The organism is Ktedonosporobacter rubrisoli, from assembly GCF_004208415.1.
Lineage (GTDB): Bacteria > Chloroflexota > Ktedonobacteria > Ktedonobacterales > Ktedonobacteraceae > Ktedonosporobacter > Ktedonosporobacter rubrisoli.
This window is the reverse complement of the sequence record NZ_CP035758.1, coordinates 1,162,713-1,178,973: the sequence shown is the minus strand read 5'-3', so window position 1 is coordinate 1,178,973 and position 16,261 is coordinate 1,162,713. Positions and strand designations below refer to the sequence as shown.

The 16,261-nt window shown below is 52.8% G+C and carries 13 protein-coding genes and 2 pseudogenes; 7 read left to right on the top strand and 8 right to left on the bottom strand.

Translation table 11 applies throughout. The features are described 5' to 3' along the window. Positions 1–243: 243 nt before the first annotated feature. A pseudogene (locus EPA93_RS05430) lies at positions 244–984 on the top strand (Type 1 glutamine amidotransferase-like domain-containing protein); the annotation flags it as partial. On the opposite strand, the pseudogene EPA93_RS49530 reads toward EPA93_RS05430, so the two are convergent. Together EPA93_RS49530 and EPA93_RS05425 are read right to left on the bottom strand one after the other, a co-directional pair. After that, positions 979–1,092 (bottom strand): annotated as a pseudogene (locus tag EPA93_RS49530) (IS5/IS1182 family transposase); the annotation flags it as partial. The pseudogenes EPA93_RS05430 and EPA93_RS49530 sit on opposite strands and share 6 nt — an antisense overlap. Positions 1,093–1,424: 332 nt before the next feature. Beyond that, complete coding sequence (locus tag EPA93_RS05425; RefSeq protein ID WP_129886070.1) at positions 1,425–2,159, bottom strand: SDR family oxidoreductase; 735 nt, start codon at positions 2,157–2,159, stop codon at positions 1,425–1,427. Between the two features lie 140 nt (positions 2,160–2,299). On the opposite strand from EPA93_RS05425, the gene EPA93_RS05420 reads away from it, so the two are divergent. Then, the gene (locus EPA93_RS05420) at positions 2,300–2,932 is read left to right on the top strand and encodes a TetR/AcrR family transcriptional regulator (RefSeq protein ID WP_129886069.1); all 633 of its coding nucleotides are present in this window, start codon (positions 2,300–2,302) and stop codon (positions 2,930–2,932) included. A 158-nt stretch (positions 2,933–3,090) separates the two neighbouring features. Here EPA93_RS05420 and EPA93_RS05415 read toward each other — a convergent pair whose 3' ends face one another. The 3 genes from EPA93_RS05415 to EPA93_RS05405 all read right to left on the bottom strand — a co-directional run bounded on the left by EPA93_RS05415 (position 3,091) and on the right by EPA93_RS05405 (position 7,132). Continuing rightward, the gene (locus EPA93_RS05415; RefSeq protein WP_129886068.1) at positions 3,091–4,659 is read right to left on the bottom strand and encodes an FAD-dependent monooxygenase; all 1,569 of its coding nucleotides are present in this window, start codon (positions 4,657–4,659) and stop codon (positions 3,091–3,093) included. Between the two features lie 263 nt (positions 4,660–4,922). Then, the gene (locus EPA93_RS05410; RefSeq protein WP_129886067.1) at positions 4,923–5,399 is read right to left on the bottom strand and encodes a nitroreductase/quinone reductase family protein; all 477 of its coding nucleotides are present in this window, start codon (positions 5,397–5,399) and stop codon (positions 4,923–4,925) included. 116 nt (positions 5,400–5,515) lie between these two features. Then, complete coding sequence (locus tag EPA93_RS05405; RefSeq protein ID WP_129886066.1) at positions 5,516–7,132, bottom strand: FAD-dependent monooxygenase; 1,617 nt, start codon at positions 7,130–7,132, stop codon at positions 5,516–5,518. 251 nt (positions 7,133–7,383) lie between these two features. Between EPA93_RS05405 and EPA93_RS05400 the strand changes: the two genes are divergently transcribed. The 5 genes from EPA93_RS05400 (at position 7,384) to EPA93_RS05380 (ending at position 12,880) form a co-directional block, all read left to right on the top strand. Beyond that, positions 7,384–7,881: a MarR family winged helix-turn-helix transcriptional regulator gene (locus EPA93_RS05400; protein ID WP_129886065.1), complete on the top strand. Its 498-nt coding sequence runs from the start codon at positions 7,384–7,386 to the stop codon at positions 7,879–7,881. Positions 7,882–7,922: 41 nt separating this feature from the next. Further along, a complete protein-coding gene (locus EPA93_RS05395; protein WP_129886064.1) occupies positions 7,923–8,126 on the top strand; it encodes a hypothetical protein in 204 nt (67 codons plus the stop codon). Positions 8,127–8,143: 17 nt separating this feature from the next. Next, positions 8,144–9,682, top strand: a complete 1,539-nt coding sequence (locus EPA93_RS05390) for a nitrilase-related carbon-nitrogen hydrolase (protein ID WP_165422892.1) — start codon at positions 8,144–8,146, stop codon at positions 9,680–9,682. Positions 9,683–10,095: 413 nt separating this feature from the next. Beyond that, positions 10,096–12,609, top strand: coding sequence for a protein kinase domain-containing protein (locus EPA93_RS05385; RefSeq protein ID WP_165422891.1), 2,514 nt, complete (start codon positions 10,096–10,098; stop codon positions 12,607–12,609). A 46-nt stretch (positions 12,610–12,655) separates the two neighbouring features. After that, positions 12,656–12,880: a hypothetical protein gene (locus EPA93_RS05380; RefSeq protein WP_129886061.1), complete on the top strand. Its 225-nt coding sequence runs from the start codon at positions 12,656–12,658 to the stop codon at positions 12,878–12,880. 23 nt (positions 12,881–12,903) lie between these two features. On the opposite strand, the gene EPA93_RS05375 is transcribed toward EPA93_RS05380, so the two are convergent. The 3 genes from EPA93_RS05375 to EPA93_RS05365 form a co-directional block, all read right to left on the bottom strand. Further along, the gene (locus EPA93_RS05375) at positions 12,904–14,613 is read right to left on the bottom strand and encodes a peptide ABC transporter substrate-binding protein (protein ID WP_129886060.1); all 1,710 of its coding nucleotides are present in this window, start codon (positions 14,611–14,613) and stop codon (positions 12,904–12,906) included. Between the two features lie 361 nt (positions 14,614–14,974). Continuing rightward, positions 14,975–15,562 (bottom strand): TetR/AcrR family transcriptional regulator, encoded by a 588-nt coding sequence (locus EPA93_RS05370; protein WP_129886059.1) that lies wholly within the window; start codon positions 15,560–15,562, stop codon positions 14,975–14,977. Positions 15,563–15,847: 285 nt separating this feature from the next. Beyond that, complete coding sequence (locus EPA93_RS05365; RefSeq protein WP_129886058.1) at positions 15,848–16,252, bottom strand: DUF4383 domain-containing protein; 405 nt, start codon at positions 16,250–16,252, stop codon at positions 15,848–15,850. Positions 16,253–16,261 lie beyond the last annotated feature (9 nt).

Sequence of the window (16,261 nt, the reverse complement as noted above, 5' to 3'; positions counted from 1 at the left end):
GACGGAAGGGGCATAGGCGTCAAAGCTGCTTCGTTTCTTGCGGCGGCGTGTTTCTGGAAAGCCTTGTAGATACTCATAACTGCGTGATTTCACGCATTAGTATACCACATTGATAATGGGTCAATTTCATAAGTGGTCCGACTAAAAGCCGGTTTTTGGAATGTATTGTGGTCATTCTGCATGGCAAAAGAGCAAGTTTAAAGAAGTTTTTTGCTTTGTTAGACGGTAGAATGTCTGCGTACAATGAGGGAGCGAAAGACCTTTGTGCGCAAGACTAACAGCGAGAGCAGAGGACTCAGCGCTATGAAAAACACAGTCGTTGCGTTCCGGGGGAGATTGGCCTTGGCCTCTCGCGAGAGGGACTGGAGGAGCTTTTCGGCTCCCATGAAACCATCAAGGAGAGGAATCATGAAATTGCTGCTCACGTCTGCTGGCATCAAAAACGACAGCATTCGTAATGCTCTGGTTGATCTGCTGGGCAAATCCATTGCCGAGTCCAATGCCCTCTGCATCCCCACTGCGGGATACGGGCACCCCTCGGGCAGTCCTGGTGGGGCATGGCGTTTCATCACCGGTCAGTCCTCCACACCCATGTGCGAGCTGGGTTGGAAGTCCTTGGGCGTGCTGGAGCTCACCGCACTGCCCAGCATCGGTGAAGAGCGCTGGGTCCCCTGGGTCCGAGAGGCAGACGTCCTGCTGGTGAACGGTGGCGATGCACTGTATCTGTGCCACTGGATGCGGCAGTCCAGGCTTGTGGACCTCTTGCCGGAGCTTCCCGAGAAGGTTTGGGTGGGGCTGAGTGCCGGGAGCATGGTGATGGCTCCGCGTATCGGGGAGGACTTTGTTGGCTGGAAACCGCCCACTGGTGGCGATGAAACGCTGGGACTTGTTGATTTTGCGATGTTTCCGCACCTGGATCATCCCTCTCTGCCGGAAAATTCGCTGGCAGACGCAGAAAGATGGGCCGCCGGGTTGGGTGTACCAGCGTATGCAATCGACGATCAGACCGCTATCAAAGTGATCGATGGCGAAGTCGAAGTGATCTCCGAAGGCCATTGGAAACGGTTTACGCCCTAACGGGGTGTTTGGGAACTGTGTGATTGACAACCAGTTTGTCCGCTTCGGCATTTTATCGGTCAACGACCAGGCCGAACATTGTATCAGTCAAAATAACAAAGTGGTCCATCAGCCTGATAAGCTGCTTGGTAAAGTAGAGTCTACAATCGCTGATGCGAGAGGAAACCTTCTTTTTTCAACGCGTCTTGCACATCCGAGAAAATACCCTGGGCCTTAAGCATCCTATATAATCTGCCCACTCAAGGGGCTGGCTAATCTCTTCCTGCTCCCGCTGGCGGGCGAGAGCAAGGGTTGCAGAGTTATCAAGCCGAGAGTGACCTATGAGATATGGGTGCTAAAGAGGAAAACTACCAGGGAACTGCCTTGTTGTCTTCGAAGAAGCCACCTGTCGGCCCATCGGCGGGCAGAGTGGCGAAGGCTACCGGGAGCTGTGCGCCCTGCTGTGCCGTGCGATATCCAGTGTGCCCGTTGAGATCGGTGGCACAGTAGCCCGGACTTACCGAATTTATCTTGATATTGGTGTCGCGCAGTTCGCGGGCAAAAAAGACTGTAAGGGCGTTAAGCGCGGTCTTCGAAGAGTTATAGGCCAGGGAAGGCGGCAATGTGGCATAGATGGAACTGGGATCGCTGTTCAGGGTGAGCGAGCCCATCGGACTTGATAGGTTGACGATACGTCCGGCCTGCGAACGATACAAGAGCGGCAACATGGCTTTAGTGACTGCGAATACGCCGAATACGTTGGTTTCGTAGACCTCGCGTAGCTGCTCGATAGTAAATTGGCTGGGCAGTAAATTAAATCCGCGCGTAATCCCGGCGTTATTAACCAATACGTCAAGCCGACCGTACGTCTGCTCGACATGCTTAACTGCGGCATCAATAGTTGCTTGCTCGATTACATCGATCTGTAGAGAATAGGCAGCGCTGCCAGCGGCACGGATTTTGCTTACGGCTTCTTCTCCCCTGGCCAGGTCGCGTGAGCCGACGAGCACGGTCAAGCCCTGCTCGCCTAGTTGCCTGGCGATTTCAAAGCCAATACCCTTATTAGCCCCGGTGATCAAGGCGATTTTTGCGGTCTGTGACATAACTAGAACTCCTTCATCTCTTTTGCATCTTGTCTTGCTATCGTGTATGATGGCACTGTCAACATTCTAACATAGCATGTTTCTATTGTCAACATTGTTGGCACTGTCAACTTTGTGAATTGACTGGCTGGAGGGTGAAGATGAACGAAAGCCTGGAGCGCTCAAAGGGCAAGCCCTATCATCATGGGGATTTGCGCAACGCCTTGTTACAGGCTGCGTTAGAACTGCTCACCGAGGGTGGCGCTGCCGCGCTTGATCTGCGCAAGGTTGCGCGCAAAGCGGGGGTTAGCCATGCCGCTCCCTATCGTCACTTTGCCGACAAGCAGGCCTTGATTGCAGCGCTTAGCGAAGAAGGCTTTAAGCGCCTGGCCGAACGCATTCAAAGCGCACTGCAGGAGGCGCCAGATAGCTCTTATGCTCAATTGCTCAGCATTGCCAGGGCATATGTGGGCTTTGCTGTAGATAACCCCTGGCTTATGCGCGAGATGTTTAGCGGGGGCGTTATCAATCGTGAAGCGTATCCGGATTTATATCGCGCCTCAAAGGCTGTTTTTAAGTTCTATGTGGAGGCCGTACGCCAGGGCCAGGCCAGAGGCGAGATTGTTGAGGGCGATCCTGGCGAGCTGGCTGGCGTATTGTGGTCAATGCTGCACGGGGTGAGTATTCTAGTGATCGAAGATCAGATGCATCCATATGCCGATGGTCCCGAAGGGCTGGAGAGCGTGACGCGCTCGTGTATTGAGCGCCTCTATACTGGCTTGGGACGATCCTGAGAACATGCTTTATAGGTGAATAGCAGCCATTTGGAAAAACATACTGACTCAAAGCATAGGAGGCGCGTGTTTGCCGATCTCTTGCGAGAAACGCTAACAGAAGATACTCTGTAACCTATCTTATTCTGATGGCTGCACCGGTATATGGTCCGAAAGCATTAGATAACTTCCCGCAGATAGTCGGCGATTACCCGATCATTCCATCTCCCTCCGCTGAGGCCGATATAGCCATCGGGACGAATCAAGAACAGTGCATCATTCTTAATAGCATAAGCGCGATAAGCATGCCCATCGTTGTCGATCAAGATATGTTGGCCATTCTCAGTTGCCTTGCCAGGGCGCAGAATATGATACACATGGAGATGACTAAGGAAATGTTGGGCGAGCGATGGTGCAAAGAGATCACCGAAAACGAGCAGAGTAAAATGCGTTCCTCGCAACAGATCGAAGAGCCGAACCTGTTCTCCACTCTTTGCATCAAGGCAAGGCGCATCGGGAGCCCTGTCTCCCGCGCGGAGACCTGTAGCATCATCCAGATTGCGTGCCAGACGGCCGCCTTGATAGGTAAGGCTTAGTTGCGTGACATCACCGAAGGGATCTTTCCCCTGGAACATCTTCTCCATGTTCTGTGCTCTTGTGGAAGGGTTGGCTGTGGGTCCAGCCCAGGCCTCGCCGCGCGCAGTTGTGGAGGCGAGCACGTGTTGTGCAATGGGGAAACGTTCTTCCTGATAGGTTTCCAGCAGCGCAGCGGGCGCGCCACGGAGTACGTGAGCAAGTTTCCAGCCAAGGTTATAGGCGTCCTGAATACCTGTATTCATGCCCTGCCCACCAGCGGGCGTATGGACATGAGCGGCGTCGCCCGCGAGGAAGACCCGCCCTTCGCGATATCGGTCAACCATACGGATATTTACCTGATAGATGGATAGGTAAGTAGGATCATAAAACCGCACGCCGGGTAGGCCCACATTTTCATCAAAGATGCGCTGAAAGGTTTCTACTGAGGCGGGCGGCAACTTGCCATGCTCATCAGGCACAAGGGGGGCGGTGAAAAACCAGGTATTACTACGAGGCATCGAATTGAGCGTCAAAGGCAGGCTAGTCCAGATGTGCCAGAACGAGGGGTCCACTCCACTGACGCTAAGATTGCCGAACAGGATACTCTGTTCTTCCCTGGTTTCACCAAGGAATGAGATGCCCGCGCATTTGCGCACCGTACTATTTCCACCATCGCAGCCCACAAGGTAGCGCGCTTGTACATCTTCACTCGATCCGGCATGCTGAATAGAGGCGACAACATAATCAGCGTGCTGGGTAAAGCCAGTCAGCGCTCTATCCAACTCCACTGAGATGCCATAAGCTGCCAGCCGCTTGCGCAAAACGGTTTCAGTATATTGCTGGCTGACGTAGAGGCTGCCTGGATAAGGCACATCAGGAGTTGGGGGTAGATAAGGTGCAGGGGCTTCGCGAAAAAGTTTCCCTTCCTGGTCATAGAAGCGCGTGGGCATGGGAGGTTCCGCGTAAGCAAGGAGCGCCTCAAGAACTTCCAGGTCCTCAAAGACTTCCAGGGTGCGAGGCCTGATACCTCTGGCTCGTGTCCCAATGGGGTATACCGGCGATTTATCGATAATGCGGCAAGCAATGCCGCGACGGGCAAGATCAGAGGCTAGCGTCAGGCCGACCGGTCCCGCTCCAACAATAAGAACATCGGTCATGGATGTATTGGTCATAGGGTATCTTCTCCTCGTCCTTTGCTTTTAAAGCTGGACTACTTCTCCGCTCATTTATTTCCTTGGAAAATGGTGGTATTTACGGAGGTATACCTATACTGAAGAATACCACCGTAAATACTCCGGTGTCAAGAGAATTCAGCGAGCGCTCGGTCTGCTTCCCAGCGTTTTTTCAACCATACCCTGTTCCATCGTCAAGAGCTCTTATTTTCCCAGCTTCCTTCATTGTTTTTTGAAGAAGAGATAGCAAAATCTCTGCTCTGCTATTGAGTTTGTTTGCCGATTGCATCCGCAAAGGAGCTGATTGACGTTGCCGTGAGTATTTGAAAGACGGGATGACGATCCGCTATGGCGGCGAAGGCTTCAAGCGGCTCATCCGGTCCAACCGAAAGGGAAAAGTACTCAGCTGGAATGTGCTGCACAAACGCATGTAAAAGTGGCGCGCGCTTCTCTACCTCGACCTCGGCAACTGTTATGCGCTCTAATTGCTTCCTTTTGGTGAGGATGCCCCATCGCGAGGTGCGCAGGTTCTTTACCCAATCCGCCTCGCCAAAGCCAGCAAATAGCCAGCGCTGCCCCGCGTATTCAATAGGGGATACTGGCGTTGCGCGGAGTTGCCCACTCACGCGCCCCGGAACGCTCAAGAGATGGACGTGGCCCATTCCTTCAGTCAGTTCTGGATTTTGCCTGATTCTTGCGTTCCATTGCTGGATTTCTTCTGGGATGTTCGATCTTTCCATATATCTCTCTCTTTTGTGTATGCTTCGCAAATTTACCGCGCAGTCTCAAACCTGCGCCATGATCCCATACAGCTATCTTCATTGGATAGCGAGTAAGCATGGCCGAAGGCCTGCTATCAGGGCTCTATACGCCGACCAAGGAGCTGAGCAAAGACCTGTTTAAGCATCTTTTCTGGCTCTGGAACAAGCGCTCTGCTTCGCCAGGCAATAAAACCATCTGGACGTACGATGACGGCTCCGCTTGCGCTGATTCCATAGGTGCTCAAAAAGCGCTCCTGTGGATCTTGCACGTCGCCGGATTTGCCGATACAATGGCTCTCTATCTGCAAGCCGGTAAGCTGCGTCACCTGTTGAGCCGCTTGTTGCCAGGCTTTACCATCTTTTGCTGTCAACAGGACAAAATGACCTGTAAACAAATCGAGAGTAGAGATCTTCTGGCCCGCTCGCTCTAATACGATATGAGGGGCACGCGTGCCGGGAGCCGCCGAGGGATGGTGCGGATCATCGTTGAGCTTATGCGCACTTTCTGGTTCCTCAATAAGCGCCTTCGAATGATAGTGATAGCCCAGGAGTAAGGAGAATGGTTCGATAGGCGTAACCTCTGGAGCTTGTGCCGCTAGGTGCGGAGCCATGCGTTCCACATAACCGGCAAAGGCTACTTCGCCAGCCTGCTTAGCAACGGGGCGGCGTTCCATCTCATAGCTTGCTAGCAGCTCCGGTGCGGCCTGTCCCTTAAGGACAAGGGCCAACTTCCAGGCCAGGTTATGGGCGTCGGCAATCCCTGTGTTTGCTCCCAGACCTCCCACTGGTGGCACGACGTGAGCCGCATCGCCGGCTAAGAAGATGCGCCCCTGTTGATAGCGATCGGCGAGCTGCGAAGCAATAACCCAGTGCAGTATGGCCTCAAGCTCAACCTCAAGCTCGGGCAGACCGATGGCCGCGCGCACCGCCTCGATACAGCGCTGAGCGTCATAATCTTCTACCTTTTCCTCCGGACGCAGCGTGATCACAAATGCCGCGTACTTTGCGCTCTCGTCAACGATTCCCAGCACCCCTTGAATCTGCGCATTATCGACATAACAGAGGGTAAAGCGTCGCCCACGCAGCGCGGCGCTGAGATCGGCGTGAAAGAAGATGGAGACATGGTTAGAAAGTATGCCATAGCCAGAGAAGGGAATATCGAGAGCTTTTCTTGTCGGGCTCTGGAAACCATCAGCTGCTACCAGGTAACGAGCATGGATCGTTTGCTCCTCGCCAGTCTCGCGATCCTTGAGCACTGCCTGCACTGCGTCTGCACTCTGCGCAACATTCACAAGCTCGGTATTGTAGCGTACCTCGGCCCCCAGGGCTTTAGCGCGCTCAATCAAGATGGGCTCCAGCAGTTTTTGTGGGATGATACTGCCCATTACTGGCGAAACGTCGTCGATTGGCTCGTAGATGCTATGTGTATACCAGGTGATCTCTTTGCCGGCCAGGGTCTCTACACGAAGTACACCGCTGCCCCGAAACAGTCCAGGCTCCGCCGCGCGAATAGCCGGTTCCAGGCCTGCAGAACTGTAGATTTCGATGGAGCGGGGATTGAATCCGGAGGCGCGCGGATGGGTCGAGGGCGCGGCGTGCTTCTCGACTACAAGGGCTGGAATGCCTTGCCGACCCAGAAATAGGGCCGTCGTCATGCCGACCAGACTACCGCCCACAATCAGGACGGGTCTTATTACTTGTTGATTTTTCATCCTTGACTACTTTCTAGAATAATTCTGTAAAGCTTTATTCCTGCTTTGCAGGCTGTATAGTAGTGACAAGGAGACTACAAGGTAAGCAAAAAGATGGCGCTGGCGGCCAATTCGCTTTGCAAATCTCTCATCTGCCTTGCCCTATGATATACTCTAGTAGCTTAGCGATAATATATCCCAACGAATAATTATCACAAACGCTATGTATTACAATCATTAAGATAAATGTAGTATACCCAGAGGGATTGAAGATGTCAAGAGAGACGAGCAAGCGAGAAGAGATTTTACAGAGCCTCAATCGGGAGTCTTTGCGTGGTAGCGCCAACGGAGTGCTCTTCAATCAGGCAGTTGCCACACGGTTAGGCATCCATCCAACGGATCTGAAGGTAGCAAGTCTTCTGGCCCAAAAAGGCGCGTTAACGGCAGGGCAGCTTGCCGAGCACACGGGGCTCACAACTGGCGCTGCCACTTTTATTATTGACCGTCTGGAAAAGGCAGGCTATGTTCAGCGAGTGCGCAATCCTCATGATCGGCGTAGCGTACTCATCGAGCTGAAGCAGGAACGGGCTGCAAGCGTCGGCGAGTATTTTGTCCCCATGGCGCGCGTCCTGGAAAAGGTGAGCGCTGCCTATTCGGATGAGGAATTAGCAGTAATTCTAAAATTTATGCTGCACAACAATGAAGCTGTCGAGGAAGAGATAGCGCGTCTCCACAAGGACGCTACGGCTAAAGAAAAGAGGGAAGGCTAAGCGAGAACTCGCGTCAGGGCAAATAAAAATAGTTATGAAGAGTGGCATTTCCATCAGCAGAAAATCGCTTTGAGATCCATGCGGGTCAGGCCGAAGAAATCCCAGCGGCGATTCTCTTGACAGATAACGCCTTTCCTTTCTATAATGTAACCGAACGTTCGGTGGGAAACGATAGAGGTGGACCAGGCGTTTCTTCTGGATTGACAAGTCAGAGCTGGCAATACCGTCGTGCCCTGGCCCCCTAAGAAAGATGGAAGATTCTATGCAAAAAAAGTTTCATGCCTATCAGGTAGAGCCTGATAAGCGGCTGGGCTATCTCTGGCTGATACTTGGTACTCTTCTCTCACTTTTTGCCGCCAATGGGCGCTGGGACATCCCTCTGGCGGCCTGGCTCTATCCGCTCTTTTTCTTGCGCTTTATGCGCACAAGCAACATAGTCGTTGGCCTCTTAGGACTCTGGTTAGCTTCAGCAGGTGCTACACTCTTTTTTCTCTATGAGTCTCAGATACTCACTCCCTTCATCTTCATTAGCGCGCAGATCTTAGGCACTATGCTGCTGCTACCTTTTCTACTCGATCGCCTGCTTGCTCCTCGACTCGGCGCGGGAAGTGGATTGCTGGCGACCCTGATCTTTCCATTGAGTAGAGTTGCCTGCGAATACCTTACGACACTTGTGCCTTATGGTACGGGCGGAGGATTACTTGGATACACACAACAGGGCAACCTTCCGCTCATACAAATTGTCGCCATTACTGGCGTCTATGGAGTCAGCTTTCTTATAGCCTGGTTTGCCTCTGTCGGTAACTGGATCTGGGAACAGCACTTTGCCTGGCCCAGAATACGCCTGACGACCTTACTTTACAGTGGCGTGCTTGCGCTGACTTTGCTGGGCGGAGGCTGCAGGCTTGCCTTCTTTCCTCCCTCTGCCTCGACCATTCGCGTCGCAGGAATCAGCGCTGCGCCCGCGGCCTCGCATAAGGCTCTTGAAGCGTTAAGAAACTTTCCAACGAGTGAGCAACTTGCTCATGCTAATCCCGCACAACTGCGCCCTGAATTTGCAGCTCTCAATGAGGAACTACTGAAGCGAAGCCTGCAGGAGGCACAGGCTGGAGCAAAAATCGTTGTCTGGCCTGAAGGAGGGGCCATGACGCTTGCTGAAGATGAAACGGCATTGATCGAGGGCGGCAAGAACCTGACTCGCAAGACTGGTATCTATCTTGAGATGGGGCTTATAGTTTTCCTGCATCAGGCTCCTTATGCAGAGAATAAGACTATTCTGCTTGATCCGCAGGGACGTGTGCTCTGGACGTATCATAAAGTCCATCCCTTTGGGACGGAAACCTATACTCCAGGAAATCCAATCGTTCCGGTTGTAGACACTCTCTATGGGCGCCTGGCAAATGTGATCTGTTTTGATGCCGATGATCCTGATTTGATGCGCCAGGGGGGAAGAAAGGGCGCTGATATCATGCTTGTTCCCTCAAATGATTGGCAGGGAATTGATCCCTGGCATACGCAGAATGCCACCTTCCGAGCTATTGAAGATGGCTACTCAGTGGTCAGACAAACAAGTAATGGTCTGGCGATGAGCGTGGATTATCAGGGGCATGTCCTGGCAGCGACTGACTACTTCACGACTGATGCGCAAACTATGATCGCTTATGTGCCCAGAGAGGGAGCGCTAACGATATATCCCTTCATTGGGGATCTCTTTGTCTGGCTGTGCATTGCAGGTCTATTCTTGCTTGGAGGCTATGTGCTCTATAGCTCCTGGCAGAAGCGCTGGCGAGCTGCTAAATAACTGGTCGTATTCCCTCTGAGATGGCGTCACCTATTGCTTTGGTTTCAGGATCGTCAGAGGGAATTCGTTCCATCTCTGTTCTCCTCGCAGAAGCGTAAGCAAACGCACTCCTGGTCCAGAAGAGTATCTAGTGCCTGCCAGTATTGGCAAGCAAGGACTAAGCCCAAAAGAGAGCAGAGTCAAATAAGGCGGCAAAAACTTGCTCCTTTCCTTGATCTCAGCTATACTTGCGGTTAAGAGTATTGCAACAAATTGGGCAGATGGTTATTTGCTAGATAGCTCGGCCGATGACGAGGACCGAGGCTCCGCAGCGAGAGCCTGGACATACTTCCTTGTCTCTGCCACCGGACTCTCGGCTCTGTGTGGATTGCTTTCCCGTTCTGGGAAAGCCAGGACGAATCTGCGAGGTGCTTATGTCTCTGCAAGGGCAGCAACTTGGCCGCTATCGCATTGTGAGCCTGCTAGGCAGCGGTGGGATGGGCGATGTCTACCTGGCCGAAGATGCTCGTATTGAGCAACGGGTCGCTCTCAAGGTGGTCAAGGTCGAGATCAATCCCTCAGTTTCGAGCCAGATGCAGGAGGATGCGGCTCGCCTTTTTCAACGCGAAGCCCGAGCGGTTGCCAGGCTCGATCATCCTCACATTCTCCCACTCTTTGACTATGGAGAGCATCCCTTTGGCAACACGACTCTCCTGTATCTGGTGATGCCCTATCGCCGTGAAGGATCGTTGGCCGACTGGTTACATCGAGCTGGCCAGGCGAGCCCGCCCGCGCCCGGGCTGGTAGCTCACTGGCTCAGGCAGGCTGCGGAGGCATTACAGCACGCCCATGATCACCAGATTGTGCACCAGGATGTCAAGCTCTCTAACTTTCTGATTCGCGAGCGCAAGGAGGCGCCTGCCGACCTGCTACTCTCCGATTTCGGCATCGCACGCTTGAGTTCGGCGACCGCCAGCGCCAGCCAGGTGATTCGTGGTACGCCTGTAGCCATGGCTCCCGAGCAATGGCAGAGCCAGGCAGTTCCCGCGACCGATCAGTACGCGCTGGCCGTGATGGCCTACCAACTGCTGGTGGGTCGCCCGCCCTTTGTCGGCGCGCCGGGGCCGCTGATGTTCCAGCACCTGAGCAGTTCGCCTCCACCGCTGAGCAGCCTGGACCCTCGCTTTTCGGCTCAGTTGGATGCGGTACTGATGCGCGCTCTGGCCAAGCAGCCCGAGGCTCGCTTTCCCACGATCTCCGACTTTGCCGCAGCTTTGCAGCAGGCTCTCGCAGCTCATGTTCCTTTGACTCCGCCACGGCTTACCGATCAGGTCCAGGTAACCCTGGCTATCAGTGCTGTGGAAGCGCAGGCCGGAACGGTGCGCACGCTGACGCTGCCCGGTGGACGCCAGCTCAAGGTGTCCATTCCGGCGGGCGTGCAGGATGGGCAACTTGTGCATCTATCTGCACAGGGAGAGCGGCGCAGGCCAGGAGCGGGGGATACAATCCTGCTTCTTACGATCCGCGTGCTCACTAGCGAGCTGGGTACTCCCCCTAATCCTGGCGCGGAACTGCCCACCCAGCAAGCTATTCCCTCAGCGCCTTCCTCTGTGCAGACGATCCATTCAGCTCCTACCGAGGCTCCTGCACTGCTCGGCTCTATGCCGTCAGCGTCGGGAACCGAAGGCGGCAGGCCAGCGGAACTAGCAACGGGTGCAGGCTCATTAGACGAAAAGAACATCGGACAAGTGGGGAGTTTCTCGGCTTCGTCAAGCGTGCAGCCAGTCGGGAGCGAGCCTACAGAGGAGCAAGGCCCTCATCTTAAGTCAGCTCAAGCACCTGGCCTTGTTCAGGTTACTCCTCCCAGCATTGCTACATCCCCACCTGGACGCATGCGCGAGAGGAGTAAACGCCGGCTCTCGCCCGCCAGGATCGCGGGTCTTGTCGCGCTGATAGCGCTCCTGCTCGCTGGAGGGAGTGTTGGCCTCTATACGCTGACCAGCCACCATGGCGGCACGGCTTCTTCTGGAACTGCCACCAGCGCGTGGCACATTTCGCACACTGGCACCTTGAATATTTTTGGTGTGGCCTGGTCGGGCTCGCAGTGGGTGGCCGTGGGAGATGAAAGCGCGCTCTTCACTTCGCCCGACGGCACCACCTGGACTCAGCATAACCTTCCTGCTTCTCTGCCTTCCCTCATCCTTTTAAGTGCGGCCTGGTCTGGTTCACAGTGGCTGGTTATGGGGTCCGCAGGGGCGTTGGCAGACCACAGCACGATTCTCACCTCGCCCGATGGCACTACCTGGACTCCCCACAACCTTCCTGCAAACATAGGGCCTCTCGATGTTATCTGGTCGGACTCGCAGTGGGTGGCCGCGGGAAAAGGAGCGATCTCCACCTCTTCTGATGGCACTACCTGGGTTCCTCATGCTCTGCCAGCGGCTTTTTCCAGATACACTCTTAGCGGTATAGCCTGGTCAGGTTCACAGTTTGTGGCTGTGGGAGGAACGTTTGTGCCTGAGAATGGAAAAGGGGCGATCTTCACTTCGCCAGATGGGGTAACCTGGACTCCCCATGCCCTTCCTGCATCTGTTTCCTCGTATGACCTCCGGCGTGTGGCCTGGTCGGGCTCGCAGTGGGTGGTTGTGGGCAACAAAGATATCAAGAACGGATACGAAAATACCATCCTCACCTCCCCTGATGGGGTAACCTGGACGGCTCATACCCCGGCATCTCTTTCCCAGCGCTTCCTTTATGGCGTAGCCTGCTCGCAGGCGCAATGTATGGCTGTGGGACAAAAAGGCACGATCCTGACTTCGCCAGATGGGGCCACCTGGACGATTCCTTCTGGCCTGCCGAACGTCTCTAACACGTTTGCCGATGTCACTTGGTCGGGTTCGCACTTTGTAGTCGTGGGAGAACAAGGCATTATTCTCACCTCGCCCTGATTTCTCTGCCTGCCGCGCAATTGAGCCGGAAGTGAGCGAAAACTAGATGCTCCGACCACCTCTTCAAACGGAGCATCTAAAGATTGGGCAGTCAAGGGCTAGAACTGAGATACTGCCGGCTAATTATGCAGTCAAGCGATTTGCGCTTGACCATCTTAACTATGAAGTACAAAGTGGGATTGAGATGTCCTGGACCTATCTCAATCCCACTTTAATGTTTACTGTTTTATTAGCCCATCTTGTTAAGCCGGGAGTGGGCTACATCCTGTGAGTTTTGAGCCGGGCTACTGAATCTTATTGCCCAAAGTAGACTTTGCTCCAATCGTCAGGGGCGACGATCCCTGAAGGATTGAGAGGGAAATTATGCAATTTGGGATTGATCACTGTATGGTATTTCTCTTGATAGAGAGGGAGCCAGGCCACATCATTGACCAGCTTCTGCTCTGCATCGTTGTACTGCTGCATACGCGCCGTGAAGTCGAGATTGATATCAGCTTTTTGCAACTCATCCTGAACTGCCTGCTGGGCTGTGGCAGTGCTACTCTTGTTCTGTCCATAGTTCATATTGTTGAAAGAAGCCCCTTTCCCAAAATCAAAACTGAGCCAGCCTTGCGGATCAGCATAGTTTCCCAGTTCTGTGAACCAGATCTGTAAAGGTCCCGCATTCCCAGTACTATCGAGAATCTTTTGCGTCAGGATATTATCGCTGATCACGTCAGTTTTTATAGTGATCCCTAATATCGTTTGCCATTGTTGCATGAGTACTGCGGCAACACTTGCGTTAACCTCAGAGTCGGCTGCATAGGTAAGCTTAATCGGGGGGAGTTGACTGACGCTGCTGTAGCCCGCCTCCTGCATACCTTCTTGCAATAGTTGTTTGGCTTTGGCTACGTTCCCTCGCGTACTTGCTGAACCATCAGGGCCAACTAAGGCTGCGTTATAGCCTGGCATACCGGCGGGCACCAGATGATTTGTCGCTAGCGCCGAGTTATGCAAGACATTCTGTGCGATCAGATCCTTATTAATTGCCAGCGCAAAGGCCTGACGTATCTTAATGTTATCAAATGGCCTGGCCAGATAGTTCATCGTGACATATGCGATAGCTAGCGCAGGGATAGAGCGATAATCTTTCTGGCCCTTTACTTTTAAGAGCTGGATAGGGGGAACCTCAGAGTAATCGAGCCGTCCCGTCTGGTAGGTCTTAAAGCTGGCGTCTGTACTACCAGAACGTAGCATTTCAATCTTTTGCAGTTGGGGTTTGGGGCCGGAGTAGTAGGGATTAGGAACCAGTGTCAGGCCCAGGTTATGGTCGTAGTTTTGGACCATAAAGGGACCTGTTTCCGCCCCTTCTTGCAGATGATCGGTCCACTTGCTGCCATATTTCTCGATAAGTTTCCTGTTTACAGTTAATGTCGTATCCATCGCAAAGGTTGTCAGAAAATAGGCGGCAGGGTGGTCCAGCACAATAACAACTGTATGATCATCTTTGGCAAACAAACTATCCCCAATCAGGGTTTTGACCTTGCCAGTTACCATCTTATTCCAATCCTTCATGGGCTCCAGGAAAGAGGCTGTTGGCGATTTAGTAGCTGGCGATAATGCCCGATCGATACTGTAGACGATATCCTGCGCTGTCAGGGAAGTGCCATCGCTGAACTTCAAGTTGGGCTTGAGCACGAAAGTATAGGTTAATCCATCTGAAGAGATATGATGCGAAGAAGCCAGCTGATCGATCACCATGCCATTGTCCTGGATTGATATCAGACCTGTATAGATCATCCTTACCGTGTAGCTATCTATGGTCTGATAGGCCAGGGCCGGGTCCAAAGAGCCAAAATCTATCGACCCGATTGGATAACGCAAGGTCTGGTCTTTGGCGGGCGCAGTAGGAGACTTCCCATCATTTATCTGTGGAGATGCTTCTCCACAGGCTACGACTAACAGTACCATAAGACAAATAAAGATGGTTAAAAGGATTTTGTGAGAAATAGTAGGCCTGGACATACAGAATACCTCCTGAAAGTACCGGCTGATGTACGGGCAAGAGAACGAACTTGCTACACCTCTTCTCTGCAAGTACAGCAAAACACTCTCTACCCATCAAGCAAGACGAGCTGATCGAGCAAAGGGAAGTTTTGTTGCATGCAGGTTGGCAAGAACTACTGAGAGACACAAATATTCGTAGTTATATTGCTAGCTCGCTTCTCAGCATAGCAGGGATATGCTCTCTTGCCCTGGCAGTTCATAAGATAGTTCCTGCTAAATTTTACACGGCGATTCTCCTTTAGACTCAACTTTAAAGTTGCTTGCTTATTCCTTTGTTGCCGGGAGACTATTTGGCCTGAACTAGGATGCAAAGGCTCTTTCATTGCTCCCTGGCAACGCCTGCCCAGAAGCAGCGCCAGGCTCGTTCCAGCTGCTCTTCAAACTGCTCTTGTGGATAATAGAAGAACTCCATAAATAATCCATCAAAGAGACAATTATACGCGGCAACCAGATCGAGGAGAGGAGCTTGACGTAGTTCACCATTAGCCAGCCCTTGCTCAAGAATGCTGGTAAAGAGCGTTGTGATCTTTCTATCAAAGGGTGCAAACCGCTCAAGGATCTGCTCTCTGAGGGCAGGAGGCGGGAATAATACCGCTCGCCTATATAATGCTACTCTCGGCGCATCAGCCCGATAAATGCTGCTGCTCTCACGTAAGATTGCATAGAGTTGCTCTTGTACCGGCCTGTCTCGGAAAGAAGGAGGAACCATCTGTTCGAGGCTCTCCGTATAGCTTTGCAACACCTCATCAACAACTGCAAGAAACAAGGCTTCCTTATTGACAAAATGGGCGTACACTGTCGATTTATGAATGCCCACTTGCTGCGCTATATCCGCGATAGATGTTCCTTCATAGCCCTGCCTGGCAAAGAGAAGCAGAGCTGCATTCTGGATAGCTTGTTTTGACATTGCTTCACCTTTTCAACCGAACGTTCGGTTATAAGTATAGAAGGGATAAGCGGGGCTGTCAAGTGGGATAATTCTGTGCGCTGGGTGTTTGAGTTCCTCTGCGTGCCTTCCAGGTAGCAGGTGGGGTGCTTTATGGGAGCGTGATTTTCAGTACTCACCCTCCATCCCAGCGTACAAGAGGTGGGTGTTGATCCGGAGTGGAGGTCTTTGCGATGCTTTCAACTGGAGCGACGATGGAAAATCCATCGCCGTACCATGTTTAGCAAAATGCCCTGGCTAGAGAAGCTAACTGCGCTGAAGTGCTGGAGTTGGCTGCTTGCTGAGAGTCGAGAACCCGATGATAGCCGCCAGGCCACCAACAATCAAGTGTAGTAAATTGTCGGCAAGATTGATATGAACCAACCCCAGCAGCATACCATCAGGGGCCAGCCCAGGAATGAAACCCAAAATGCCTACGAGTAGATAGACAATACCGAGCGCCTGAGCATATAGGCGCGATTTTCCTGTAAAGGCAGCAGCGATGCCCAGGATGCCAACGAGTACATGAATAAGATTGTGCTCGATGTTGACGGCGAATATCCCCAGCAGAGCACCTGCGGTCGGATTGAGAATAAAGCCGAGAAGACCTACAGCTAGGAAGATTATGCCAATTACTAAGGCAAAGAGGCGTCCAATGCTATATTGAGCCATCGTGAATCT

Bases quoted from the DNA above. Each gene is read 5' to 3' on its own strand.
- EPA93_RS05425 (WP_129886070.1), bottom strand. From the start codon at position 2,159: ATGTCACAGACCGCAAAAATCGCCTTGATCACCGGGGCTAATAAGGGT.
- EPA93_RS05420 (WP_129886069.1), top strand. From the start codon at position 2,300: ATGAACGAAAGCCTGGAGCGCTCAAAGGGCAAGCCCTATCATCATGGG.
- EPA93_RS05415 (WP_129886068.1), bottom strand. From the start codon at position 4,659: ATGACCAATACATCCATGACCGATGTTCTTATTGTTGGAGCGGGACCG.
- EPA93_RS05410 (WP_129886067.1), bottom strand. From the start codon at position 5,399: ATGGAAAGATCGAACATCCCAGAAGAAATCCAGCAATGGAACGCAAGA.
- EPA93_RS05405 (WP_129886066.1), bottom strand. From the start codon at position 7,132: ATGAAAAATCAACAAGTAATAAGACCCGTCCTGATTGTGGGCGGTAGT.
- EPA93_RS05400 (WP_129886065.1), top strand. From the start codon at position 7,384: ATGTCAAGAGAGACGAGCAAGCGAGAAGAGATTTTACAGAGCCTCAAT.
- EPA93_RS05390 (WP_165422892.1), top strand. From the start codon at position 8,144: ATGCAAAAAAAGTTTCATGCCTATCAGGTAGAGCCTGATAAGCGGCTG.
- EPA93_RS05385 (WP_165422891.1), top strand. From the start codon at position 10,096: ATGTCTCTGCAAGGGCAGCAACTTGGCCGCTATCGCATTGTGAGCCTG.
- EPA93_RS05380 (WP_129886061.1), top strand. From the start codon at position 12,656: ATGCTCCGACCACCTCTTCAAACGGAGCATCTAAAGATTGGGCAGTCA.
- EPA93_RS05375 (WP_129886060.1), bottom strand. From the start codon at position 14,613: ATGTCCAGGCCTACTATTTCTCACAAAATCCTTTTAACCATCTTTATT.
- EPA93_RS05370 (WP_129886059.1), bottom strand. From the start codon at position 15,562: ATGTCAAAACAAGCTATCCAGAATGCAGCTCTGCTTCTCTTTGCCAGG.
- EPA93_RS05365 (WP_129886058.1), bottom strand. From the start codon at position 16,252: ATGGCTCAATATAGCATTGGACGCCTCTTTGCCTTAGTAATTGGCATA.